The sequence below is a fragment of the Pseudomonas sp. URMO17WK12:I11 genome (assembly GCF_007677725.1).
In the GTDB taxonomy this organism is placed as follows: domain Bacteria; phylum Pseudomonadota; class Gammaproteobacteria; order Pseudomonadales; family Pseudomonadaceae; genus Aquipseudomonas.
Genome location: NZ_VEDF01000015.1, coordinates 21426 through 40719, shown reverse-complemented (window position 1 = coordinate 40719; position 19294 = coordinate 21426). Strand labels below are relative to the sequence as shown.

The following is a 19294-nucleotide window of genomic DNA, read 5'->3' as shown; positions in this document are numbered from 1 at the left end:
GCACGCATCTCCCAGTAGCCTGTCGAGCTAGTCGCCTGAGGTACCGCTAAGCACATCCTGAGCATCGTAGTGGTAGCTCACCTGTTCTCCGGGTTCGTTGGCACTGCGCGCTGGCAGCGTTACCGAGACCAGCCGGTTCAAGGCATCGTACTTCAACATGCGCTGCGCCTCGTCCAGCACCATGTTGCCATTGGCGTCGTAATCCAGGTTCACCACCTTGGGCAGGTAGTCCTTGTGGGTGTTGGTAAAGGATTTCAGTTGCGCCGGATCCTCACCTTTGGCAGGGTCGCCACAGGTATAGACGGCCCGATTGCTTCCCCCCTCGAACGTTGTGACGACAATCTTGATGTTGTCCAGGTCATCGAAGCTGAAGATTTGCCCCTTGATTTTCTTGCCATAGGGATCAACCGGCCAATAGTGCGCATCGGGCTGATCTGGGTCAGCACTTTCTGCTGCTCTGCAGGTGTAATTCACCAACCGTCCGCGTAGGTCGTACCCATAGGTCTCGTGACGCAATTCACGGCCATCTTCCTTGAGCGTGCGCCATTTCAGACAGTCGTATTCGTCGTAACACTGCTCCAAGGTCTGAACCACGTTGCCAAAATCGAATGTGCGCAATACTTCGCGCTCATACGCATCGTATTCCAGGCTGGTTTTCAACGTATTACCGGTTTGCTCATCGCAGGTGGTGATGGACTCACTACGGCCGAGACTGTCGTAGACAAAGCTGGAGCGGATAAGTACCTCATCGTCTTCGGCCATTCGTCGCACCCTGGCCCTCGACCCTTTCCATGGCGCTACGGGATGCAGGCGGGTTTCTTCCAGCTGCCCGAAGGCGTTGTAGTCGTATTGCTGCACCTGCCCCGTCACATCGGTATAGCTGCGCAAACGGCTGCGATAACTGTGGTCGTAAAGCATCGCGTAGGCCTGCCCATCCACGGTACGTGTCTCGGTCCGGGTATCGCCATTACTGAAATAAGTGCGGGCGGTGGCCTGCCCAGGTACCTCGCAATCCAGCAGGCGTGCATTGTGCTTGTCGAATTCGAAATTGGCAGGCTCGCCTGCCACCTTGCGCAGGGTAGGCTCTTCTCCCACGCTCAGGTCGTATTCGTAAGTGACCACCTCGCCGCTCGGGACGATCATTTCATAAGGCTGATTCTGCCCCGGATGGTAGTGGAACCTCTGTTTGCGTCCACCTGTGGTGGCACTGGTGCGTCGGTCAAGGCCGTCGAATGTCTGCTCGCCCAATAGGACCTTGTTGACGCTGATACTTACCGGCAAGTCCTCACGGCTATGACTGGCGAACACTCGTACCACTCTGGCGTTACCTGGCAGGGTATGCTCGACCAGACGCTCGAAGGCATCGTATACATAACTGTTGATTCGCGGTTTTGCTCCCACACCGTCGGTTTCCTTCAGCAACCGGCCCAGGCCATCATAGGCGAGCACTTTGAGGCTTTCCTGTTTGCGAACGAGGTCTTCATTCTCCACGTAGCGTTCGACACGCGTCGGTTTTTCGAACAGGTTGAACCAGGTTTCAGTGACCCCGCTGCTCGTTCCATCATCCCCTACCCGCCAGTTGAACTGGATCGGCCCAGCCGATTCTCGGGTACCGATCGGGTCCTTCTGCTCATGGGTCTGCACGCCATCCGGGCCGATCACACAGCACTGTTCGCCCCAGTCGTCGTACTGGTACGTGCTCTTGAGCTCGAGAAGGCGCTCGCCCAGCCAATCGACTTCCGTTTCTTCCACCAACTGGCCCAAGCCATCGTAGGCCGCGCGATAGATCGGCCGTGGCGCACCGGCGAACACCTTGCTGTCGACATCGTCACGCTCTTCATAAATGGCCCGGTTCAGGCCGTCGAAATGCGTTGCCGTCTTCACTTGCTTCACATCGAACGCCCATTGATGGGCCTGCTCGTAATCGTTGCCACAGAGGAAGTACTGGTACCTGCGCGACGCTTCCGAGTCCTTGCCCGGCGCTACCGTCTCGCGGGTCACACGGCGCAGGGCGTCGTACTCGTAGCGGATCTCGACGTCGTTGTCATCGCGGTTGAGCAGTGGCTGGTCGAGCAGGATCGAATGGTGCAAGGTGATGACTTTGCTCTCGCCATCGAAGCCGGTAAGGGTTTGCACGGTCTTGAGGACGGCTTCACCGGCGCGGCTGTCATGGTCTTTGCCATAGGTAAAGGTGGTCGTGGTAGTTGGCGGTGTCTGCTCATTCCCATGGGCCAATTCCTGGCTCTGCATACGGCCATGAAGAAACGGGTCGGCAGGCGTCTGGTAGTACTCGAAATGGTTTGCTTCGAGCAGGGTATCCTGGCCTTCGTACAGTTCTTCGTCCTCGACCACGTGTACCCCAGCGCCCCTCCAGGCATGATCGGGATCAGTCGGGTCGTACAGAGGATCGTCCAGGCTTGGGCAAAGTGCATAGGTGTAATGTTGGTACAGAACCGGGGCCGAGCCATCTGCCTTGGCCGGTTCCACAGTCTTGCGCTTCAGGTGTCGCTTGAAGCCAAAGGGATCTGGAGGGCAGTCCTCGCCCTCACCTTCAGGCGGGTACCAAAGGCTGACTTCCCGAACACCGGTTGCCAACGTACGCTCGGTAAGGTTGCCATCGTTGTCATAAATGCTGTTCACCTCCTCTACACGTGGGGTACGTTCACCCCCGGCGTCGCGCCAGCGGCGCCGCTCTTTGGTTACCAGCTGGAAGTTGGGAGGTTGGTTTTCGAACGGCTGCTCCTCGTCCCCACCGTAATCCTGCAGGGTTTCCGACACGGCGTCGCCCTGGCGGGTGACCTCGGAGACCAACAAGTGAAAGCGGTTGAACTGGCGTTCAATGGTTCGCACTACCTTACCATCTACCCAATGCTGCTGGATGGAGCCGTAGTAGTAGCGGCCGTTGTAGCGATACAGGTTGTCCTGGCCGTCATCCTCATGCCAGGCGACGCTATCATCGCCTAGGAAGTTGCGCTTGCCCCACCCACCCGGTGCATCGGACTGGTAGGAATAACTGACCTCCATTTCCGGCTGGTCGAAGCGAGGTCTGGTGACATGGCGTGTCACCCGCGGCAAGTTGGCGCGCCTGGCACTGCTGGGGAAGCGGTGACCTTCGTCCTCGTAGTAGAGGTCTTCCTGGGCACCGGTGGGGGTCTTGACCCGGGTGATGTACATGTAGTCCTCGAACCCATACTCGTACCGCCAGCTGGCCTGGTTGCTGGTGGGCAAGGCCAGTGTATCGACCCGGTTGTCGCTGCCCAGATGCATCACGAACTTCGCCAGTGGCTCCCCACCATCCCCCTCATACGGGTACTCTTGAATGGCTACCTGGGTGCTAGTGCGCACAAGCCTTAGCAGCGGGTTGCCCTGGGCATCGTCTACCCACTCGAGCAACTTGTAAGCCTGGTTGAAGTCGCTGTAGCGCAACTTCACGTGATGCCCAAGCGCTGAGCGAATTTCCACCGGCAGGGCAATCCATGTGTTGCCGACCTGCATGCGCTCGAGTATTTCCACCAGTCCCGAACGGTGCACCACTCGTAGCTGGGTAATGCCACCCAGTGGTTGCTCTCCCACTTTGTAGACATGGAAGCTCGCCAGCTTCTGCTCTGGCATGAACAGGCGTCGGTCCTCACGGTCGGTATCGTTGACCCGGAAGGCCTCGCCAGTACTCAACGCCAACACCTGATTGTGCGGTGTGTACTGCGAGAGCTTGAGGTCCCAACCCCTACCGAAACCCGAATCGACCAGGTTCAATGGGTTGAATGCCAGGCGAAGGGCAAAACCCGGCCCTTGCAGGTCGTTGGCCTTGAGTTCCGGCAAGTCGATGGCGACCGTGTATTGCCCGGTTCTGGGGTCGACGCCGCCCTGAATGAAACTCATGAAATTGAACGCATTGGAATGAACTGACGTGGCTTGAGTCATCACACACACTCCTGGACTTGAACACTCATAGAGGGCTGCCCGACATCAAGGCCGGTCGATCGTGAAACAGGACAGTTTTCCGTCGATGTTGCCGTGGTCGTAATCCTCTCGCGTGAGTTTCAACCCCGGGACGATAATCTGGCCGGCCACCATCCCTTTGAGATCAGAAATGCGTTTCCAGTTATCCATCGTCAGGGGGTGTTTGAAGCTGATCATTTCAAATTCCCAGTTATCCTTGTTCTTGTTGCAGTCCTTTTCTGAGCTCAACATGATCTTCATCGCAGAGGGCACGTTTTCAAACATGTAAAAATACGCTTCGTCATTCTTGCAGTCCATGTCAGCCAGGTTGTAGCTGCCCGTGTGGTTCCATGACACATTTTTCGTACAGGTTTTGCCGGGCGCGTCGTTCGAGCCTTTATTAGCGAATTTGATGGTCGCGACATTTTCCTCAGTGGTCGACGCTGCCAGCGACCGCGTGCCCCCCTGTAACAGCGCCACCGCCAACATCGCTGTGCACATCCAAACACGCTTATTGATTCGTTTCATGATCGGTACCTCCAAGTTGCTCTTGGTCTTGATCGGAACGCTCGGGCTCTGCCCAGGCGCGCAGGTACGCCGCTGGAGTCGCCACATGGCGCAAATGGTTGCGGTGGCCTACGGTGCTTTCGGACAAGTAGGAGACGCGCAGGTAGTGTGGATTTCCTAACTTGTCGCGAAGCGCCAATTGAATGCCGTCCTTCAACTTTTCACGGGTCTTCGGATCGCTTTTAGCGAAAGAAATATTGTCAGTACGGTGATTGCTTATGACCAATGAACCGGGGGAATAAACATTGCGGTTAACGCGAATACCCGCCAGCAGTGACGATTGCACACCCAGGGCTTTACTTAATTGCCCGTGGAATGCAATGTTCTGCTGACGTGCAGCGCCCGGTGCTTCGAAAATAAAACCGGTATAACTGCAATATTCTTCATAGTCGTGCTCGCTCTCCCAGGCCAGCGTACTCAGCGCTGGCGTCGGGTCGTCGACAGAATCCGAAACCACCTCGCACGACATGAAGGGTGAGCCAGGGTATTGCAGCTTCCAATAATCCACTGTTTTGGGATGCAAGTAGAATTCGTCATCGTCCGGCCTCGCCGGCACTTCCTCGCCCTGGCCGCCGCCATCCACCCGATAGCCAATGAAGCGATAATCGCTGTCGCTGAATGACGGAACTTCTCGCGTAATGACTTCAATCTTGCTATCGAGTCCAGTTTTCTCATCACTGGAAAACCACTCGCCGCTGTCCTTTTGCAGCGATGTCACAAATTCGCGTACTTGGCTCGAGCGGGAGCGGCCATGCAGATAAAACGCCTGAAATTGCTCATCTGCCAGGATGTCTTCCTGCGCTGCCTCAGCCAGAGCGCCAACACTCGATTGAAATTTGTTGGCTGTAGCGCGCAGTGCCCATGCCACCCCGCCCACCACTCCATCCTCCAGCCCTTCGCTGGTTTCCGGCATCATTTCGACGTTTTGCTTATTCACCCTGTCGGCGATGACGATACTGGCCAGCTCGTTGACACTCAGCGGAAAGTACTCGCCATCGACTCGAGACGTCTGCACAGTGATTTTTACCGGCATCTGCTGGAAGCCATTGCCATACAGCGAGCCCTTGCTCCCCATATCAGCGCCTCCGGGAACGGTGATGCCATGCTTGGCGAGCGACTGCCAGGTCTTTTCAGGCACAAGCTCCGATTGCTCCACAAGGCTGTAATCCGTGGCAAAGATGACCCCGTTATGCACCGCTTCACAGACCACCGCGCTGGTCCGCGTGGTGCGTTCAGCTGAAGCGGTGAAGCGCCCGTGCTGATCGACCTCGCCCGGGCCTGACAGCACTCGCCAGCGCCGGCGCATGTTCGGCAACATCGTGCCGCTCAGGCCAAGTTGATAGCTGGTGGTGCTTTTCAGGCGGGGCACGAAATTGGGCTCTACCCCCAGCAACTGCTGGGCGTTGACCATGAGCAATGCGGCCGCCCCCTCGTCACCGTCCTTGGCAACCACATGCTGGGCCAACAAGGTGCGTTTACGCCGTTCGGCATCTGGCTGGAAAGCGGCTGACTGGTCATCGATCACGGTCAGTGCGCCTGCCACCACGCCATCGAGCTGCCACTGCACCTTATTCCCAGCCCCCCATGCCGACAGAGGCACCTGCTCGCGCTCTGGCGGCAGGCTGATCACGCGCGGCATCATCTGCAGGCGCTCGAACGAAACCAGCAGCCGCGCCGAAGCCCGGTAGGTCTCGCCGGCTTCGTCATATTCGGCGGTAACCACCACGGGCAGAACTTCATGCCCAAGGTTTTCGTGGCTTGCTGCTCTATACAGGCCATTAGGGCTGATCACGCCTTGGCTGGCCGCCGTGTGGCTCTTGAGTCCAACCGCTCGCCAGCGATGGGCCGAGACCTCTCTACCCTCTCCATCGAGCAGCTTGAACTGCAGTTTTTCATCGGCACCGATCACCTGCCCGTTCGGCTCTACGGTAAAGCGCGTACGCTGCGGGTTGATGTTGCCGAAAATCGCCAAGTCGTGAGGGGTGTAGCGCGACCGCTCGATGAACTCATAGTCGGCAGGAAACAGCAGGCTGTTGAGCAGTACCAGGCGCTCCTCGGTTGCATAATCGAGATGACGCTTGGCCAGCACGACAGTGGCGGAGTAATTCCCATCGGGCAACAGGTAAGGGTAATTGGGTGAGGGTGACCCACCATTAGCGGCGTCAGCTTGCACCCGGATGAACACCAGCACGGCACCGTCACCGTAGTTCTGCGCATTGCGCAGGCCCGCACCCGGTGCAGCCTGGGTACGAATGATGAATTCCTGAGGCTTCAGCGGGCTATGGCCGTCGAGGTCCAGTACACCGAGTTCGAATCGGCTACGGCTGCTGGGCATCTGACTGAACCACGCCTGCAAAGCCTTGAGCAGCGCAACATTGAGTTGTGCATCCTCAGCGAACAGGCTGCAGCTGAACTTGCTGCCCCTGGATAGATCGAGCGTCACCCGCCCCGTGTGGTCGACCGAGCCGCGTACCAGCGCCAGGTCAATATCCATCTCCAGTGAGTAGCCCATGGCCTCGTTCAAGGTAAATACCGAGAACATGCGGCTGTCGGCGCGAGAACCTGCGGTGCAGGAACCGCCGACGATATTCATGCTCAGACGAGCCCTGGAGTTACTCACAGACGCATTGCTGAACGACAGTACCGGGGTGCCGAACTCGATGGCCTGCAGTTTCACACTGGCCCCAGCCTGACTGGCCCGAGCAGTGGGCTGTGCACCGACGGTGTCGATATCCACGGTCAATCGCAACTTGCTTTGCTCAACTTGCTGCGCCTGCACCGCGTTGATCACCTGAGGCTGCTGTCGCGCCATGCGCGCTGCAAGCATTTCACTGGCCGTGGCAAGTTCAGTGGTGAACGGCGGCAGGTAACGTAGCTCGTGCAAACGCTCGTTATACTGTTGTTGCAGCAGACGGTTCAGGCGTTCGCGGCTATAGATCGCCACTGCACTCCAGCCAAGGGTGGCCCTGCCCTGCTTCATGACGGACAGGACTTGTTCCAATGAATTAGACATTGATTCATCCTCGCGATGAAAAATAGGTATCGCTGGAAAATGTGGCCTACAGCCCTGCGAGCGGCTGTATCAGGTGCCCTTCGAGCATGCCCCAGGGTGATTCGATCGAGGCCGTGACTAACACGTAATGCTGCTCTGGGTTTTCGACAGGCTGATACCAACCACTCTCATCCAGCGTGCCCGGCCCTCCTAAGGGCAGTGCCCATTGCAGGCCAAACTCCTCCCCCAGGGGCTCGCCGTTGAAGTAGGCCGTCATCTGTAAACCGCCAGCGCCTGGGGTGGCTTCGATCAGCAGCGCAGGTACCACATGCTTGACCAGTACATGCACGGTACGCGTGCAACCGCTGTGGGGTTCACGTACCTCAATCTGATCGAGCACGTACGTCCCTTCGACCTCCGCCTCCCTCGCCCGGTACAGGCAGCGGGTACCCTCTGCGCTTGGTTGCAAATGCCCGCTGGCGGGCTGGTCGAGGATGCTCCAGACTGGCGCTGCGCCCAGGCTGCCGGCTGCGAAGGTCAGCTCGTCGCCCGGCGCGCAGACGTAGATCAACGGGTTGACCGTCAGGCTCTGCGGCAATACGGTGAGCTGCACCATGCTGCGCTGGGTGCCTTTGCTGGCGATCACCAGCACGCGGGCCTGGCGGCCTTCCAGGGCATGTGCCGGCGGTGCAAGGTATTCACCGCTGCGCGGGTCGATCGACCCGATCGCGCCAGGGTTGCCAGCCACGGATGCCAAGCTCCAGGTTACCCCTGCCGTCGCGGGCTGAACCTCAAAGGTATGTTTGCCGTTGGCCGCCAGGCGCAGACCTTGGTCGGTGATGCGCATGTCCGCGCCGCAGCCCAGATCGCCGAACAAGACCATACCGTGCGGCATTTCGCTATGGCGCATCGCCGGCACGCTACCCTTGGCGGGACTGAAACCGGCCAGCACCTGTTCAGGGATCAACGCACTCAAGTTGTGCGACAAGCCCTCCAGCAGCGAGCGCTTGAGCAGCAGCGCAACGAATGTTTCCAGCTCCTGCTGAAGTTCATCCGGCAACTGACTGGCGACCCCGCCTACCGTGCTTACCTCAGGCTCGTCAGCCCAGGGCCAGAACACCTGGCCCATGAGCAGGCTGTCCTCAGCTTCTTCAGCGAAGGGCTTGAACAGGTTGAAGCGGTGCGACAGCTGGAAAGCGAAATCACCATTGAGCAGTTGCCAACCGCCACCGGTGAGTGGCCTGTAATAGAACGGCACTTTGCATTGCGCCTGCCAGCGCAAATGTGCCTGGTCGGCATCGAACTCGGCACGCAGCGGCACCGTCCCGTGCGAGGCCTCAAGGTTGAAGGCATCGGCCTTGAAGGCATACTTCACGCCGTTGTACTCGATGGCCGGTGACGCCAAGGCGCCCTTGGTCGCGGTGACTTGGCGCAGACCGCCAACGGCATTATTTTGGTACGTAAAACCACCGCCTTGCAGCATGCCCTCAAGGCCGTGGGCAAACGCCGCCCGGTGCAGCAGCTGGCTGGAAAGCGTCATGGAAACCGGCGCCTGCTCGGCCATTTCATCGGGCAACAGGAACGGAATTGCGCCTTTTGGGGGGTACACCACAGGCGTGCCCTTTTCCAAACCCGCGAAGATCATCAGTGCGCCTTGCTGGTCGTCGGCGCTGCGGTGGGTTCGCACGCCCAGCGTGTCAACCTTGAGATAGGGGTTGCGAGTCGCCTGCTCGGCAAACCCCAAAAGCGCGTACTTGCCCTGCTCCTTGTCCAGCCCCTTCAGCACGTTCTTCATGAATGCGCCACCGGCCAGACGCAATTGCATGTCAGTGCCCAGGTCGAGCTCCATGCTGTCGCTCTCGCCCTCTTTGATATCCAGGCTTACGCGCAACGCATCGCTGTCGAAACGCGTCCGCTGACGTAGCTGCAAGCTGTTGAGTGCATCGTGGGCATACAGGCCGAGCACACCATCATAATCGTCACTGATGACCTGCGTACCGCCCTCCACACTCTGTTGCTGCCGAACCTGCGGCGTATCGTAGTACGCCTCGCCCAGGTCAACGGTTGGCGCGCCAAGATAGTAGCCACGCAGCGTATGGGTCAGCGTGGTATTGCGGATCTTGATCTCGCCATCGACCGAGATACCTCCGCCCTGGCCAAGCTGGGCGACGTGAGCCTGCGCGATCAGTGCATCGACACGCTCGGGAGGCACGGCGACCACCAGGTCAAGTTGGTGTAAGCGTTCGTTGACTTTCATTGCATCGAGCAATGATCCAAGTGAGTTATCCGCCATGGTGTTCGCTCCTCAAGATTCGCTGGCAAGCTGGGTGATCTGCACTGGCCAGGCCGTGGCGCTGCGTGCGGACCTCGCGTTGGCGCGGCTGGCGTCGCTGGCAAGCACCTGGTACGTCGACGTGGCGCTTTCCAGCGGCAATGGCAAGATGATGAAACCTTCCATCCAGCCCCAGGGCTTTTGCTCGACCCGACCCTCGACCACGGCGAAGCGCGCGTCACTGTCGGGGTTGGCCTGGTACACGCCACCGATGAAGTCACCCGGGCCGTTCAGCACTTTCCATTGCACGTTTTCCTGAATCTGGCCATTGACCCTCAGCGCCAGGCGCACCCAGTCCTTGCCCGCCTCGGTGCCGTATTCTTCCAGCGTGATAGGCATCGGCTTCTTTTTCGCCATGCGGGTGATCAGGCAAACACTGCGTGATTCGCCACTGCTGCCATTGCGCACCTGCACTTCATCGATGCTGTAGGCCTTGCCGGTTTGCTCAGGGCTCGCCTTGTAGGTGACCTGGGCCCCAGTGGTCGTGAGCAAGCGGCCACCCGGCTTGGTGGTGATGAACGACCATTGCAGTTCACCCACACCCGGGCTTCCACCTTTGAGCGTGACTTCGGCATTGGGCGCGCAGATTTCCACCAGTGGGCTGAGGTCGATGCTGTTTTGCATGATGGTGACCAGCGCCATGCTGCGCTCGCCCGAGTACTTGTGGGTCGCGATCACCCGTCTACGCAGGAAGCTGCCTTGAAACTCTTCAGCACCAGGGGCGTGATAAAGACCATCGTCATCGATGCGCTCGACCGAACTGGCAAAGCCCTGCAGGGGCTCGACACTCCACGTCACTTCGGCATCGGCTGGCTCGACGGCAAATCGCTGGGTACCGCCCGCACTGATCACAGGCTCCAGGGGGGTGACCAGAAAACGACCGCTATCGGGCTTGACCTGGCCGAACGCCACGATATCGTTGGGGATGCGTACCTCATCGCTGTGGATGGACTGGCCGAAGGCGAGGCGAATGGTTTCTTTGACCAAGGGCTCGACCACATCGGAAACTGGCAAGTCTTTGGCCAAGGCCTCGCGTAGCGGACCGGCAAACGATTCGTACTGCATGGTGCTGATGGTGTTCAAGACCGTTTGAGCGAGGCCGGCGACCACCAGCGCATACCAGAATTTTTTCTGGTCCTCCATTTCGTTTTGCAAACCGCTACCGTACTGGCGCAGGGTTTCGCTGGCCTGTTCGAATGAAGAAGCGCTGAAGTCCACACTGGCGTCGATACCATTGACGGTGAACCGCTCGAGCTCGAGCACACCACCCGCCCTATCGACGATTCTGTAGTCGATTTCTACGGCGATTGGCGACGCGACCTCATTGACATTCCAGTCTTTGAAATCGGATTTGCTGAACAAACCCTTATCGTCCCAGTAGTCGATCATCTCGACCAATTGGGTGACCATGAAGGCCAGGCGAATTTCCACAGTCTTCCGGTTGCGGATATTGATGCCGAACCCTGAGGCGATTGGCACCATGCCGTTGCCCTCGGTCTCCGCCAACAGGTCGACATAGTAGGTAAAGAAAGGCTCGACTTCTGGATTCGGGTGAGGCTCCTCCCACGTCACCCACCACAGGGGCTTTTCGAGGCTGAATCGTTGGGGTGGCGAATAGTAATGGCCGTGCTGGGCGGTCGCGCTGATGTAGTTACCGTTGCTGTTGGCGTTCAAACGGAAACCCAGGTCGATGAAAACCTTCGACAACCTGCCGATCAGTTGCACCATCAGCAGGCGACCGCTGTCGTACAAGGCAGTCGCAGAAGATCCCTCGCTGCGGTCATCCACGATCAGGTAGCGAAAATCCGAGTTGGCGTCCGGCAAACTGCCGTCACGCCCACCGCGCATACGGATGAACACCAGCAGCGCCCCATCGCCCTCGACGTCGCTACCGATCAGGGGTGCCGGCACATTCTTGGGCCAAGGCTTGGCTTGGGTTCTCAGCCTGAAGGCTTCAGCCTGGATGTGATCGTTGCTGCTCGCCTCGACTTGCCCCAGCGACCATACTCGCTGCTCTGGCGGTAATCGATTGAACAGTTCCTTGAAAAAATTACCGCCCAGCTCACGTTCGTCCTGCTGGTCGGAGAAGGTCAGGCTGAAGTCATCACTCCTGCTCAAGTCAAGCAGGATCGCCCCACTGCCTGAAACGCTACCGGGCACATCCGGCAAGCGCAGGTTCAGCAATAATTGCGGGCCGGTCAGCGGGCCGATTCGGTCTAGCCGTTGCGGATACCAGTGGTCGACATCCTTGCGCAAGTTCACTTGATTGCCGCCGATCACCGCCATGCGCAAGCGCGCCTTGGAGTCGTTCAAATCGGCATTTTCGAACGAGAGCCTCGGCCGATCGAGCGTGAAGTCATGAATGAAAACCTTGGCAGAGGGGCCGAGATTAATATCACCACTTACCGGCTCCAGATACGCCTGGGTATTGAATCGTTCGATATATTCCTGTGACAGGACGCCGTTGATCTTACCGCGGTCCATCGCCACAATACCGTCCCATCCCAATAGACGGCTTCGACTACGCAACCAGTTCAGTAAATTTTCCTGAGTGAGTTCAGACATGACCAACCTCGCCGAGAGCACAGGGCTCAATTAACTAAGGTAATTTCCACAGGTTTATAGACTTTAAATGAAACGCCTTGATCGAAGCTGATGCGCACTTGCACACTGAAGGTTTGATAAAGCGGTAATTGCGAGACGAACGGATAGCTTAAATAAGCGTCCACTTTACCGTTGCGAAACTCTTGCTCGGTGATTGCACTGCCTGCCTTGGCCTCGCGCATAAACTCAACTTTATTGCCCAAACCGACGACTTTGATCTCCAGCCAATCCCCCTGCGCCATGAACGGCCATTGCGACAGGGTGAAGTGCGCATTGTTATAATTCAGTAATCTGAGCGACAACTTATTGTCGCTGACTTGCGTTCCCTGGATGGGGCTGAAGCGATTCGCGGCGTAATCAGCGATCTTCAGGTCGAAGGCTTCTGAAAACTCGGGCTGCTCACCTCCCAGGGTGACGCTATAGCGCACATCGAGCCGTTTACCTATGTTCGCCGGCACAGCCTCGCGGGGTACCAGGAACACCCGTTCCTGGCCTGCCATCGGTTCGTCCACGACCACGTTTCCAGAACCGGGATGGCCTTCCCAGTGCACCTTGACCTTGCCGCCGCCAAGCTCTGCGGTATCGGGTATGCGAACCTGAGCGCCACCTGTGAGCTGAGACGGTTGGACAGTCGCCTGATTGTCCTCGTCTCCGCCTTCGGGCACGGCGTCCTTGATGGTCGGCCATGGCAGGCTGAGCGGGCTGCGCAGCGTCACCGACAGCGGCATCGAGTGCATGGCGGCGCCGGCGTGGCTGAACTGGTAACTCAGGTCGAAGCGTTTGCCAATGTTGGCCTTGTTGGTGATCCACTGAGTATCCAACAGCGCCATGTAGCCGCTGTCTACCGTGCTCAAGTCTGTGCGCAGGGCATGCACCACCGGTGTTGAACCGGTGATGTAGAGCACAACCTGATCACCGGTACGCAGGCCTGCGTAGGCAGGAATTTCGATCTCGATACCGTTGGGGTAGGCAACAGGGTTCACCGCATGACTGGTTTCTCCAGGAATGCGGGGCGAGGCCAGGCGAGGCAGGCCGGACGGTTCGCCTTGCTTGATATGAAAACGCTGGCGGGGAGACGCGGTGATCTCGCCGTTGGCATAGGTAATGCTGTACTCGAGATCTGCATAGCCATCCACGTACAGGGCGATATTCGAGTAGTCCAACGTCCACTGCAGCGGCCTGCCAAGCTGGGCCTCGTCCACGAGGGTGATTTCCTGGGTGACTGGGCCAAGACTAAAGTCATCGTCAAAATAGCCCGTCCAACTCAACTCCAGCACATCCCCCAAGGCCATGGACTGGTAAGGGGGCGTGACCACCAATGCGCCGGCGCCTTCGACGTCTTCTATATCGATGATCCGATCATGGCACTCCATGACTTGTGCGACGCCCAGTGGCAACGCGCCGCCCATCGGCCGGCTGACATGGAAATGCAGGCGCAGCGACTCTTCACCCGCTGACCCGTCGGCCGTGTCGACATGGTAGGAGAAGAACACATCGCCACCGTCGAGTGCCTGCATATCGGCCTGAGAGATAACGTAAAGGGCGCGCCCTTCATCGTCCGTCTCAAAAATTCTTACGCGGTCAACGATATCCAGAGGTGCTCCGCTGGCCATACGGCTGCGCCAATTAATGTGAGCGAAGTCACCTGGGCTGAAGCCTGGGATAGGCAGATAAGTCTCCAGCCCTTGAGGCCCCACGCTATCGACTTCGACAGACTCCGTGGCCAAGTCCAGGAGCGGTATGAAAGGTACTTCCATCGCCATTTTGCTGATCCTCCAAACCTACAGCGAGGGACGGGATGGAGAAGTTATAGCGAGTACTGCGCATTGGTGTAACTGACAGAAATGCTAGGTGACTGCAGCAATCCACCTCGATAACCTGCGCTTGATCGTTACGCGAATTACAGTACTGAAACAGCATCCACGCGGGGTGACGGTACTACTTTGAAGCCTTTGAAAGGGGTGAACTTCGTGTCTATCCAACATTCCCTGCATTCCAACGCCACCAGCTTTCTAAGTTTTCTTGAACATGGCGTTGACCCGCGAACCGGGCAATATACGTTGCACATCGCTTTGCCAGATTTACTGGGTAACGACCTGCAAAGTCCAGACTTCAAGCTGCAGCTGAACTTCAACCCTTTGAACGTGGGGGATTCGGGTTACGGCAGCGGCTGGAATCTCAACCTTTCCCAATATACCGGCGATAACCAGGTGTTAAGCCTGCACTCCGGCGAATCTTTCAAACTTGAGGATTCCAACCACCCCAGCGGCCGCCTGGCGGTGCCCGAACAAAAATTGGCCAGTTTCAATGTTTACCCCATGGGCGGGAAAAACCTGCATACCCTGACGGGCCTTCGCGTCATGCACCGCTCAGGCCTGGTAGAAATTCTCAAGCTCAAGGGCAAGGTAGCGCTGCCGACAGAGATCTACTCCCCACAGGGCCAAAAGCTGCTGCTCGACTACACAGCATTCGGTACTGACCAATGGCTGCTGGACACAGTGACCGATGGGCTGGGCACGCTGTTGCTGCAAGTGCAGCGGATAGGCGACAGCACCATCGACTTGTTGGTACGCCCTTTCACCGGCGAGGACGGTGAACCCCTGGCACGCTATCAACTGGGTTTGGAAAACCGCCTGGTAACTCGAATTACCCTCCCGGGTGAACATCCTGGGCAATGGCAGATGCGCTATCAGTCGGTGCTGGGGCTGCAGTGCATCAGCGGCGTGCGTTCGCCTGCCGGCGCATGGGAAACGCTCTATTACCTTGACAGCGGCCATCAGTTCCCCGCTGGCAGCGGTCGCCGGCCGCTACCGCGAGTCACCCGCCATACCCTCGAACCCGGTGAAGGGCAGCCGATGCTCGACACCCGCTACGGCTACGAACTCGCCGGCCAGTCAAACAACTTCCTGGGCGCAGGAAGTGGGATCAGCTGGGATGAATCGGGCCTGGACAACCTCTACAAAATTGAAGGCGACTACAAGTACGGCAGCGAAGAAACCCAGTACGTCGACAACCAGCCCGTGCGCTCGGTCGCTCGCACCTTCAACCGCTTCCACTTGCTGACGGAGCAGGTCACCAGCCAAGGTAATGCCGTACTTGAGGAGATCACCACCTACCCGATCACCGACGGGCCGTTCGCCAAGCAGGTCAATGCCTGCCAGCAACCCATTCGCGTGCTTCGCCGCTGGAGACAGCGTGATGGCCTGCGCCCGCCGCGCAGCGAAGAAAGCGTCAACAGCTACTATGGCGACGGCAATGTACGCACGCGACAAACGCCCAACCAGGTTGTGGAAACCAGCGAGTGGTATGACCCTGCGGGTGAAGACGGCTGCCCTGCCGATCCAGAAGGCTTCAGCCGTCACCTGAAACAGAAAACCACCACGCCGGCGCCGGCCGACGGTGTGATTCTGGCTGCAGCACCTACGCTCATCGAGCGCTATCGCTACACCACCCTGCCGCGCCTGGACGACTCCAGCCATGACCAGAACGACCCGGACCAGGACTGGAAGCACCAGCCTTGGCACGTACTACGCAGCGAGGCCTTGATCGAAAAGGGCAATGAAGAGAAGACCGTACGTTACACCCTTATCAATCACATCAACTCGAAAACCGACGCCTTCCTGCATGGCCGCCGCTACTTGCAGGTGCAGACCCTCAACGGGCTGGAAACCGCCACGGAGTATTACCACGCAAAGGTTTCAGGCAGCGGCATCGACCGGGAAGTGCTGCAGACCCGTCAGGTAGTGATTGGCTACGATGGCAGCGAGCGCAGCACCGTGGCTGAACAATCGATGCTCAATGGCCAGGTCGTCAGCCAGACCGATGAGCATGGGGTGTACACCCGCACTGAGTACGACGCCTTGGCGCGGGTCATCCGCTCCACCGTTGCACCCGGCACGGAATTCGAAGCGTCCAGGGCTTACCAGTACGCCTTCTACACGCCCAAGAACGACGACGAGCAAGCCAAGCCCGCCAGCCAGACCGTCATCAGCGCGCGCGGCGTGAAGACGCTGACGGTACTCGACGGCCTGGCCAGGGTGGTCGAAGAACGGCGCGACCACATTCACACGCAGGACCCGCAGCGCATGGAGCGGATCAGCGCCGTGCAATTCAATGCGCTCGGCCAGCAACAGCAACAGACCGACGTGGACTGGATGGGCCAGCGCGGCACGCTGGCGGTGACCCAGACCCTGGAGTACGACGAATGGGGCCAACAGCAATGCATCATTGGCCCGGACGGTGTAAGGCACTACAGCCAGACCGACCCGCTGGGCAACAGCGAGCACCGCACAGGCCCGGTGCTCAATGAGTGGAGTGAAGTCGGCAAAGGCAGCGCCAAGCTCATCAGCGGTGCCACGCAAACCTGGCTCAACCCGTTCGAAAAACCAGATCAGGTGCACCGTCTGGATGCCAATGGCGTGCGCCTGGCCAGCCGCGCCTATGCCTACGATGGGCTCGGCAGAGCGTTGCGCGAAACGGACGAACGCAACCTGCGAACCGAGTTCACGTACGACTGTTTCGGCAGAATGCTGAGCACTACGCTGCCTGACAAGACGCGCGTGCAACGCGACTATGCAGCGCACACCGATGCCGAACTGCCTACCCTGGTTTTCGTTACGCCAGGCAACACCTCGCTGGCCAGCCATCAGTTGGGCAGCCGTTACTACGACGGCCTCGATCGCCTGATCATTGCCAGTAGCGGGCCGCGGGTCGAGCACTTCGAATACCAGGACGGCGAATCGCAACCGCGGCGGCGCATCACCGCTGCTGGCAAGACCATTGCCTATGACTATGACTTTGCGCTGACCACCGAACCCAAGCACAGTCTGGCCGAGGACAGCGAAGCCAACTTCGCCTTCAACAAAGTCAGTGCCCGAATCACCGGTGCCAATACCAGCGGGAGCGGTCGAGGCTACGATTACAACCCGGCCAACCAATTGGTCGCCCAACACTGGGACGACGCTACCGGACGCAACAGCCACAGCCGCACCTACCAGAGTTCGGTGCACGATCGCCTGCTTGGCACGCTCGACGACAAAGGCGGGTCCACGGTCGTGGAATACGACGACTTTGGCCGTCAGGCCTCCACGACTCAAGGCCAACTGTCGGCCGGGTTCGTGTATGACCGGCTTGGCCGGCATTATCTGACCGCCACACGCGACGGCCAGGGAAACAGCCTTGAAACGGAAATCGGTTACGACGATCAAGACCGCGAGATCACACGCACTTGGCGCCAGGCTGGCCAGGCCGAGCGAACGCTGACACTGCAATGGCTCACCGAAGACTTGTTGGAGTGGCGTGAACTGCGCCAAGGCAGCACCACCTTGCTCAAGGAAACCTTCAAGTACGACACCAACAACCGCCTCACCGAATACAAGTGCACGGGCAGCCAGCTGCCCCGCGATGAGCTGGGGCGCACGCTCAAGCAGCAGACTTTTTCGTTCGATGCCTACGACAACATCAGCATCACGGTCACCCAGTTCGCCGATGGATCCAGAACAGAGCGTGCCCAATACCAGTATGCCTATGATGATCCCTGCCAATTGCGCAGCATCAAATACACCCCTGCGCGATCGACCGGCAACCCACAATTCACGTATGACGCCAACGGTAACTTAACCCGCGACGCACAGGGCCGCACGCTGCGCTACGACAGCCAGAGCCGCCTGCTGGGCGTGGCGCAGCATCAGTACCGCTACGATGGCCATGGCCACCTGCAAGCTCGCGAAGACGCCGCCGGTGAACGCGCCAACCTGTACTTCGAAGGCGACCGCCTGAGCCTGGCGGTGCACGGTGGCGTGTACCAGCATTACTGCTACAAGGATGAGCAGCCGCTCAGTCAGCAGCGCGACGACGGCAGTGTGCCGGTGCTGCTGCAGACCACCGCCAGCCACAGCATCGTCGCCGAAAGCCTGGGCAGCACCCGCCGCGACGTGGTGTACACCGCCTACGGCGCCCACGCGAGCGACAACCCCCCAGGCAGTGGCCTGGGTTACAACGGCGAAGCCCTTGACCCAGCCACGGGCTGGTATCTGCTGGGCAACGGATACCGCGCCTATGACCCCGCGCTGATGCGTTTCCTCAGCCCGGACACCCACCACCAGAGCCCCTTTGGTGAAGCCGGGCTGAACTACTACAGCTACGTCCGCGGTAACCCCATCAGTTTCCGCGACCCGACGGGTGAAGCCGCCATTGGCTGGAGCGGACGCCAGAGCAGCCGCTACGACAACGAGATTTCCCCCGGCGGAGGAGGCGGATCCGGCAGCAAGGTCATGGGTTGGGTGTTCGTGGGCCTGGCGGTGTTGGGTGTGATCGTTGCCGGGGTGTTCGCTGGCGCAGCCATTGCCGGGGTTGCGGGTGCAGTGGCCGGCGCTGCAGCGGGTACCGTAACTGCCACCGCTGCCGCTGCGGTGGTTGGCGAGGCAGTGGCGGCGACCATTGCACTGTCACTCACCGTCGCGTCGACAGTATCCCAGATCGTCAATACGGTGAATCCGCAAAATGAGACGGCGGGTCAACTTGCCATGTACCTCGGGATTGCTGCCACGGCTGTCGGGCTTATCGGTGGGGGATTGAGGTTTGGTCGCACATTTGCTGGAAAGAACGCAAAACCCACGGGCCGTAACTTCGGGGCAACGGTAGGTATATATAAAAAGACGTTTCCTCGCGTCAATATTACGCTGCCGTCTGAACAGCATAAGCAATTTGCCGCACATTTTGCCTCACGTGCAGGATATCACTTACCGGAACCACCTCAAGGCCCGGCCCTGAGCGGTTTGAGCTACGTCAAAAAATTCAAGCTACCTAGAGTTTCAATCAATAAGCCCAGTACACCAACTACCAACCTCCGTGCGTAACTA

7 protein-coding genes are annotated in these 19294 nt (G+C 58.9%); 1 reads left to right on the top strand and 6 read right to left on the bottom strand.

The window, feature by feature from the left end; translation table 11 throughout:
* Positions 1 to 27: 27 nt before the first annotated feature.
* The 6 genes from FS665_RS21420 to FS665_RS21395 all read right to left on the bottom strand — a co-directional run bounded on the left by FS665_RS21420 (position 28) and on the right by FS665_RS21395 (position 14197).
* Positions 28 to 3921: an RHS repeat domain-containing protein gene (locus FS665_RS21420; protein WP_145193081.1), complete on the bottom strand. Its 3894-nt coding sequence runs from the start codon at positions 3919 to 3921 to the stop codon at positions 28 to 30.
* Between the two features lie 45 nt (positions 3922 to 3966).
* Positions 3967 to 4467: a hypothetical protein gene (locus tag FS665_RS21415; protein ID WP_145193079.1), complete on the bottom strand. Its 501-nt coding sequence runs from the start codon at positions 4465 to 4467 to the stop codon at positions 3967 to 3969.
* On the bottom strand, positions 4451 to 7519 hold the full coding sequence (locus FS665_RS21410; protein ID WP_145193077.1) for a hypothetical protein: 3069 nt from the start codon (positions 7517 to 7519) through the stop codon (positions 4451 to 4453). Before FS665_RS21410 ends, FS665_RS21415 begins: the two co-directional genes overlap by 17 nt.
* Positions 7520 to 7565: 46 nt before the next feature.
* Entirely contained in the window at positions 7566 to 9791 is a 2226-nt protein-coding gene (locus FS665_RS21405; protein WP_145193075.1) for a hypothetical protein, read from the bottom strand.
* Positions 9792 to 9803: 12 nt separating this feature from the next.
* Positions 9804 to 12314, bottom strand: a complete 2511-nt coding sequence (locus FS665_RS21400; RefSeq protein ID WP_145193073.1) for a hypothetical protein — start codon at positions 12312 to 12314, stop codon at positions 9804 to 9806.
* Between the two features lie 107 nt (positions 12315 to 12421).
* A complete protein-coding gene (locus tag FS665_RS21395) occupies positions 12422 to 14197 on the bottom strand; it encodes a hypothetical protein (protein WP_145193071.1) in 1776 nt (591 codons plus the stop codon).
* Between the two features lie 207 nt (positions 14198 to 14404).
* On the opposite strand from FS665_RS21395, the gene FS665_RS21390 reads away from it, so the two are divergent.
* Entirely contained in the window at positions 14405 to 19291 is a 4887-nt protein-coding gene (locus FS665_RS21390; protein WP_145193069.1) for an RHS repeat-associated core domain-containing protein, read from the top strand.
* Positions 19292 to 19294: the final 3 nt, after the last annotated feature.

What these genes read in the sequence shown, in the direction of transcription:
- FS665_RS21420 (WP_145193081.1), bottom strand. Translation starts at nt 3,921, where the DNA reads ATGACTCAAGCCACGTCAGTTCATTCCAATGCGTTCAATTTCATGAGT.
- FS665_RS21415 (WP_145193079.1), bottom strand. Translation starts at nt 4,467, where the DNA reads ATGAAACGAATCAATAAGCGTGTTTGGATGTGCACAGCGATGTTGGCG.
- FS665_RS21410 (WP_145193077.1), bottom strand. Translation starts at nt 7,519, where the DNA reads ATGTCTAATTCATTGGAACAAGTCCTGTCCGTCATGAAGCAGGGCAGG.
- FS665_RS21405 (WP_145193075.1), bottom strand. Translation starts at nt 9,791, where the DNA reads ATGGCGGATAACTCACTTGGATCATTGCTCGATGCAATGAAAGTCAAC.
- FS665_RS21400 (WP_145193073.1), bottom strand. Translation starts at nt 12,314, where the DNA reads ATGGACCGCGGTAAGATCAACGGCGTCCTGTCACAGGAATATATCGAA.
- FS665_RS21395 (WP_145193071.1), bottom strand. Translation starts at nt 14,197, where the DNA reads ATGGCGATGGAAGTACCTTTCATACCGCTCCTGGACTTGGCCACGGAG.